General features: G+C 71.5%; 5 protein-coding genes. 3 read left to right on the top strand and 2 right to left on the bottom strand.

Features of this window, described 5'->3' with window-relative positions:
• Positions 1–255: 255 nt before the first annotated feature.
• Both EHS43_RS08435 and EHS43_RS08440 read left to right on the top strand, forming a co-directional pair.
• On the top strand, positions 256–837 hold the full coding sequence (locus EHS43_RS08435; protein WP_125189908.1) for an NADPH-dependent FMN reductase: 582 nt from the start codon (positions 256–258) through the stop codon (positions 835–837).
• Positions 838–956: 119 nt separating this feature from the next.
• Entirely contained in the window at positions 957–1,388 is a 432-nt protein-coding gene (locus EHS43_RS08440) for a VOC family protein (protein WP_125189913.1), read from the top strand.
• A gap of 306 nt (positions 1,389–1,694) precedes the next feature.
• Here the strand turns inward: EHS43_RS08440 and EHS43_RS08445 are convergent, their stop codons facing one another.
• Positions 1,695–3,350 carry a M4 family metallopeptidase gene (locus EHS43_RS08445; protein ID WP_125189909.1) on the bottom strand — a complete coding sequence of 552 codons (1,656 nt, stop codon included), beginning with the start codon at positions 3,348–3,350 and terminating at the stop codon, positions 1,695–1,697.
• A 131-nt stretch (positions 3,351–3,481) separates the two neighbouring features.
• Between EHS43_RS08445 and EHS43_RS08450 the strand changes: the two genes are divergently transcribed.
• Entirely contained in the window at positions 3,482–3,904 is a 423-nt protein-coding gene (locus tag EHS43_RS08450; protein WP_185806161.1) for a gamma-glutamylcyclotransferase family protein, read from the top strand.
• Position 3,905: 1 nt separating this feature from the next.
• Here the strand turns inward: EHS43_RS08450 and EHS43_RS08455 are convergent, their stop codons facing one another.
• Positions 3,906–5,990 carry a molybdopterin oxidoreductase family protein gene (locus EHS43_RS08455; protein ID WP_125189911.1) on the bottom strand — a complete coding sequence of 695 codons (2,085 nt, stop codon included), beginning with the start codon at positions 5,988–5,990 and terminating at the stop codon, positions 3,906–3,908.
• Positions 5,991–6,353 lie beyond the last annotated feature (363 nt).

The following is a 6,353-nucleotide window of genomic DNA, read 5'->3' on the forward strand; positions in this document are numbered from 1 at the left end:
CGGGTCCCTGTGTCTTCGAGGTAAGTGGCAGTGCGCCGAGCCCGCTTCCTGAGGGGGCGTCAGAAATACGGTGAATGGGTGTCAGATCGCCGTGCCCCGGGCCGGTTCGGCCGGAGTTTCAGCAGGTCACCGCCGTACGGCGGGCGGCTCACCGAAGAGAACCCGAAGAGTGCGCGGCGCGCGTGTGAACGGGTGACCCCTCGGCCGGCAGCAGCGCTTGACCTCAACTTTGGTCGAGGTATCAGGCTGTCCCGTATGCAGACAGACACCGCACCTCTCCACGTCACCCTGGTCGTCGGCAGCAACCGTCACGGGCGCTTCGGCCCCGTCGTCGCCGACTGGCTCCTCGACCACCTCCGCGACCGCGACGACCTGGTCCCGGACGTCGTGGACGTGGCCGGGACCGACCTGCCCACGTCCATGGCCCGCACCCCCGAGGCGGCCGCCGCCCTGGCCTCGGTGACCCCCAAGCTCGCCGCGGCGGACGCCTTCGTCGTGCTCACCCCCGAGTACAACCACTCCTTCCCGGCCGGCCTGAAGAACCTGGTCGACTGGCACTTCACGGAGTGGCAGGCCAAGCCGGTGGCCCTCGTCTCCTACGGCGGCATCTCGGGCGGTCTACGCGCCGTGGAGCACCTGCGCCAGGTCTTCGCCGAGCTCCACGCGGTGACCGTCAGGGACACGGTGAGCTTCCACAACGCGGGAGGCTCCTTCGCCGACGGCCGCCTGAAGGACCCCTCGGGCCCGGACGCGGCGGCGAAGACGATGCTGGACCAGCTGGTGTGGTGGGGGCGGGCCCTCAGGGAGGGGAGGACCGGACAGCCGTACGGCGGATGAGCCGCCCGCACCACACGCACGCCGCCGCCACCCCGCGCACGTCGTCTTGCCCACCCACGCCCTCGCCGCCGCCACCCCGCGCCTGCCTCCCGCCCTCCGGCTACGGTGAGGCGATGGGCATGGAACAGCGCATCACCCTGATCACGCTGGGCGTCTCGGACCTCGCCCGCTCCAAGGCCTTCTACGAGGCCCTGGGCTGGCGCGGCCAGGAGGTCGCGGAGACGGTCTTCTTCCAGGCGGGCGGCCTCGGCCTGGTCCTGTGGAGTCGGGAGAAGCTCGCGAAGGACTGCGGGCTGGAGCCGGGACCGGCGCACGGCTTCGGCGGCATCGCCCTCGCCCACAACGTCCGCTCGCGGGCGGAGGTCGACGCCCTCCTGGCCACGGTCGCGCAGGCGGGCGGCACCGTCACCAAGCCGGCCGCGACGAACGAGATCGGCTTCTACTCCGGCGCCTTCACCGACCCGGACGGCCACGCCTGGGAGGTGGCCTACAACCCCGGCTTCCCCCTCGCGGAGGACGGCACGCTCACCCTCCCGGACTTCGGCCGGTAGCCGCCCGCCGGGCTCGGCCGGGGTGACGGACGCCCCCGGCGGGCCGGACACGTCACCCGGTCCGGGCGCGGCGAGATCAGGGCGTACGGCACCCGTGGCCCGCACCCGTGGCGACGGTGCTCGGCAGGTCGCCCGACAGGTCGAACACGGCCGCGAACATGGTGCGCACGGCGGCCTCACCGCGGAGCGCCTGCGCCCCGACGGATGTGCGGGTCGCCCTCGCCCACCTCGCCCTCCCTCCCGCCACGGGCACGGCCGCCCCGGAACCGGAGGCGGCCGTGTCGCAGCTGAGGAGAGCGGTGGACGTCAGTTCACGTTCACCGCGCTCCAGGCCGCCGCCACCGCGTTGTACTCCGTGCTGCCCGCGCCGTACAGGTCCTTCGCCGCGTTCAGGGTGGCCGTGCGGGCTCCCGCGTAGTTCGTGGAGGACGTCATGTAGACCGTCAGCGCCCGGTACCAGATGGCGCCCAGCTTGTCCCGGCCGATGCCGGTGACCGTGGAGCCGTTGGAGGTGGGGGAGTTGTAGCTGACCCCGTTGACGGTCTTGGCGCCGCTGCCCTCCGCGAGCAGGTACGCGAAGTGGTTCGCGACCCCGGAGGAGTAGTGGACGTCGAGGTTGCCGACCGAACTGCTCCAGGAGTCGGCGGACTTGCCGTCCTTGGAGGGCTTGTCCATGTAGCGCAGCGCGTCCCGCCCGAAGCCGGAGCGGACGATCTTCTCGCCGATCAGGTAGTCGCCGACGTCGGAGGAGTTGCCCGCGTAGAACTCCACCAGCGTGCCGAAGATGTCGGAGGTGGCCTCGTTGAGCCCGCCCGACTCGCCGGAGTACGTCAGCGCCGCCGTCTTCGAGGTCACGCCGTGCGACATCTCGTGGCCCGCCACGTCCAGCGACACCAGCGGACCCAGCTGCGTCCCGTCACCGTCGCCGTACGTCATGCAGAAGCAACTGTCGTCCCAGAAGGCGTTGTTGTAGTTGTTGCCGTAGTGGACGCGGTTGTAGGAGCCCTTGCCGTCGCCGCCGATCCCGTTCCGCCCGTGGACCTTCTTGTAGTAGTCCCAGGTGACGTCGGTCCCGTACTGCGCGTCCACCGCCGCCGTGGCCCGGTCCGAAGTCGCCCCCGTGCCCCAGTGGTTGTCGGCGTCGGTGAACAGGGTCGCCGGCGCCCTGCTGATGCAGATGGTCAGGAAGCACAGGTCGGTCTTGTTGGCCGCGTCCCCGGTGTACGTGTTCCCGCGCGTGGCGTCCTTGAGCTGGTACGTCGATCCCGACTGGGTCGTCTCCAGTGAAACCGTGCCGCTGTAGAGCGACTTGCCGTCGCCGGCCGCCTGCTCGATGCTGTCCCACGCGTCGATCTGCGCGCCCGTGCGGGCGTCCGTGAGCACGGTCCGCGCGACCGGGTTGCCGAGCGAGTCCTGCGCGGCGGCGTTCGTCCGCCAGGCCAGCTTCGGCGCCCCGTGCAGGGCGTCGACGACCAGCTGCGGCTTGGCGGTGAGCTTCTTCAGCGTCTCGCCGAGGTTGGCCGCCTTCAGCGCGTTCGCCGCGAGGTCGGCCGCCTTCGGGGCGGACAGCACCGGGGTGACGCTCGACAGGGAGATCGCGCGTCTCGTGGCGCGGGAGGCGCTCTCGTAGGCCCCGTTCGGCGCCAGGTGGAGCACGAAGTCACCGCCAAGTACGGGCAGTTGGTGGTAGGTACGGTCGTAGCGCACGTGCTGTGTGCCGTCGGCGTCGACGATGACGTCACGGACCTTGGTGGCCTGGGCGGAGGTGAGCCCCAGTGCCGTGGCCCGGTCGGCCAGGACGGAGGCGGCGTTCTCGAGTGCGGTGGCCCTGGTCGGCCGCTCCGCCGCACCGGCGGCGGGGGAGAGGGCGGCGGCCAGCAGGGTGGCGGCGGTGGCGGCGACTCCGGCGGTGGCGAGACGACGGGAGCGGGCACCTCGGACGTACGGCCGTATCCGACTCATCGGTCTCCTCAGAAAGGCGCCAATGGGGCGCGTGGGGGGTGGCGCGGACGTTGACCAAGATTTAAGAGGCCATGACAAGCCGTGTCCATACCGCGTCACGTGCAGGTATGTGAGAGGAGAGAATCGTTTCTGTGACCCCCGCGACCCTCCCCTTCTTCGTCTACGGCACCCTCCGCCCCGGCGAGGCCAACCACGACCTCTTCCTGCGCGGCCGCATCCGCTCCGAGGCGCCGGGCCGGCTCACCGGCGCGCTGCTGTACGACGGCCCCGGCTACCCGTACGTGGTGGAGGAGCCGGGCGGCGGACCGGTCTTCGGTGAACTCCTCACCGCGGGTTCCGAGGAGTACGACGAACTGCTCGCCGCACTCGACGAGTTGGAGGAGTACACGCCGGGCGACCCGCGCAACCTCTACGAACGGGTCGCACGCGAGGTCGTGCGCGTCGCCGACGGGACGGCCGTGCGCGCGTGGGTGTACCTGGCCGCGCCCTCCGTCGCCGTACGCCTGCGAGCGCGCGGCAAGCTGATCGAGAGCGGTGACTGGCTCGCGAGGTGAACTACCGTTCCACCGGCTCCACCCGCACCGCGCACGCCTTGAACTCCGGCATCCGGGACGTCGGGTCCAGCGCCGGGTTGGTGAGGGTGTTGGCGCGGCCCTCGCCGTACCAGTGGAAGGGCATGAAGACCGTGTCGGGGCGGATGCCGAGCGTGATCCGGGCCGGGGCCACGGCCCGCCCGCGCCGCGAGACCACGGCCACCGGGTCGCCCTCGGCCGCCCCCAGCCGCTCCGCGAGCCGCGGGTGCAGCTCCACGAACGGGCCCGGCGCGGCCGCGTTCAGCTCGTCCACGCGGCGGGTCTGCGCACCGGACTGGTACTGCGCCACCACCCGCCCGGTCGTCAGCAGCACCGGGTACTCCTCGTCCGGCTCCTCCGCGATCGCCCGGTGCGAGACGGGGGCGAAGCGGGCCCGGCCGTCCGGGTGGGCGAAACGGTCGAGGAAGAGCCGCGGGGTGCCGGGGTGCCCCACCTCCGTGTCGTCCATGGGGCACGGCCAGAACACCCCGTTCTCCTCCGCCAGCCGCCGGTAGGTGATCCCGGAGTAGTCCGCGGGGCCGCCCGCGCTCGCCCGCCGCAGCTCCTCGAAGACCTCCTCCGCGTCGGTGGGGAAGCCCTTCTCCACGCCCAGCCGGTCGGCGAGTTCGTGCATGACCTCCAGGTCGCTGCGGATGCCGTCCGGAGGCGTGATCGCCTTTTGGCGCAGCAGCACACGGCCCTCCAGGTTGGTCGTCGTGCCCGTCTCCTCGGCCCACTGCGTCACCGGCAGGACCACGTCCGCCAGGGCGGCCGTCTCCGACAGCACGACGTCACACACCGCGAGGAAATCAAGGGACTTGATGCGCTCCTCGATGTGCGCGGCACGCGGCGCCGACACCACCGGGTTGGAGCCCATCAGCAGCAGCGACCGGATGTCCGTACCCAGCGCGTCCAGCAACTCGTAGGCGCTGCGCCCCGGTCCGGGCAGCGCGTCGGGGTCCACACCCCACACCTCGGCGACATGGGCCCGCGCCGCCGGGTCGTCCAGCTTGCGGTAGCCGGGCAACTGGTCGGCCTTCTGCCCGTGTTCGCGCCCGCCCTGTCCGTTGCCCTGCCCCGTCAGACAGCCGTAGCCGCTGTACGGCCGTCCCGCGCGCCCGGTCGCCAGGCACAGGTTGATCCACGCGCTCACCGTGTCGGTGCCCTTGGACTGCTGCTCGGGCCCGCGCGCGGTGAGCACCATCGCGGACTCGGGCTCGCAGAACATCCGTACCGTCTCCCGCAGTTGGGGCACCGGCACGCCGGTGATCCGCTCCACGTACTCCGGCCAGTGGGCCATCGCGGCGGCCCGCGCGTCCTCCCAGCCGACCGTGCGCTCGCTGATGTACGCCTCGTCGGTGCGGCCCTCCGCGACCACCAGGTGCAGCAGCCCGAGCGCGAGGGCGAGGTCGGTGCCGGGCCGGGGCATCAGGTGCAGGTCCGCCTGCTCGGCGGTCCTGGTGCGGCGCGGGTCGATGACGATCAGCGTGCCGCCGTTCTCCTTGAGTTCGGTGAAGAACCGCAAGGAAGGCGGCATGGTCTCGGCGAGGTTCGAGCCGACGAGGATCACACAGCCGGACTTCGGGATGTCCTCCAGCGGGAAGGGCAGTCCGCGGTCCAGGCCGAAGGCCTTCATGCCGCCGGCCGCCGCGGACGACATGCAGAAGCGCCCGTTGTAGTCGATCTGCGAGGTGCCGAGGACGACCCGGGCGAACTTGCCGAGCGTGTACGCCTTCTCGTTGGTCAGGCCGCCCCCGCCGAAGACCCCGCACGCGTCCGGGCCATGCTCCGTACGCGTGCGGGACAGCCCCTCGGCGATCCGGTCCAGCGCCTCGTCCCAGGTCGCGGGCACCAGCGTGCCTCCGGAGCGCACCAACGGGGAGGTCAGGCGCACCCGGGAGGAGAGCACCGCGGGCGCGGTACGGCCCTTGCCGCACAGCGCTCCCCGGTTCACCGGGAAGTCCGCGCGCTCGCTCACCTCGACGGTCCCGTCCGGAGCGGGGGTCAGGTTCATGCCGCACTGCAGGGCGCAGTAAGGGCAGTGTGTGGGCGTCGCGGTGTTCTGCATGCTCCTCAGCGTGCGTCGGCCGTGTTACGCCGGTGACGGCTGCGTGTTACGCGCCCAAGACGGCGACCTCCCGCCCGGCGCCCGGAACCGGTGAGGGGCGCACTCGCCCACCTGAGAGTCGCCGCCGCGGGGCACGGAAGTTGCCTGCGATGTGAAAGACGCCACATGTGGCGCATTCCGTCGCGTGCTTGGCCGGTCACACATCGTTGAGTGTTGAAAAACCGCGGCTACAGTCGAAAGCGGATCCAGCTTGGCGCCAGGCACACCGTGATGCGAGAAGCCAGCCAGGAGGTTCCGCCAGCATGTCTCTGCGTCATCTAGAACCCCGAGACCGACACCTCTTCCGGGTCTACGGCCACGGCC

Origin of the sequence: Streptomyces sp. RP5T (assembly GCF_003933965.1) — a bacterium.
Lineage (GTDB): Bacteria > Actinomycetota > Actinomycetes > Streptomycetales > Streptomycetaceae > Streptomyces.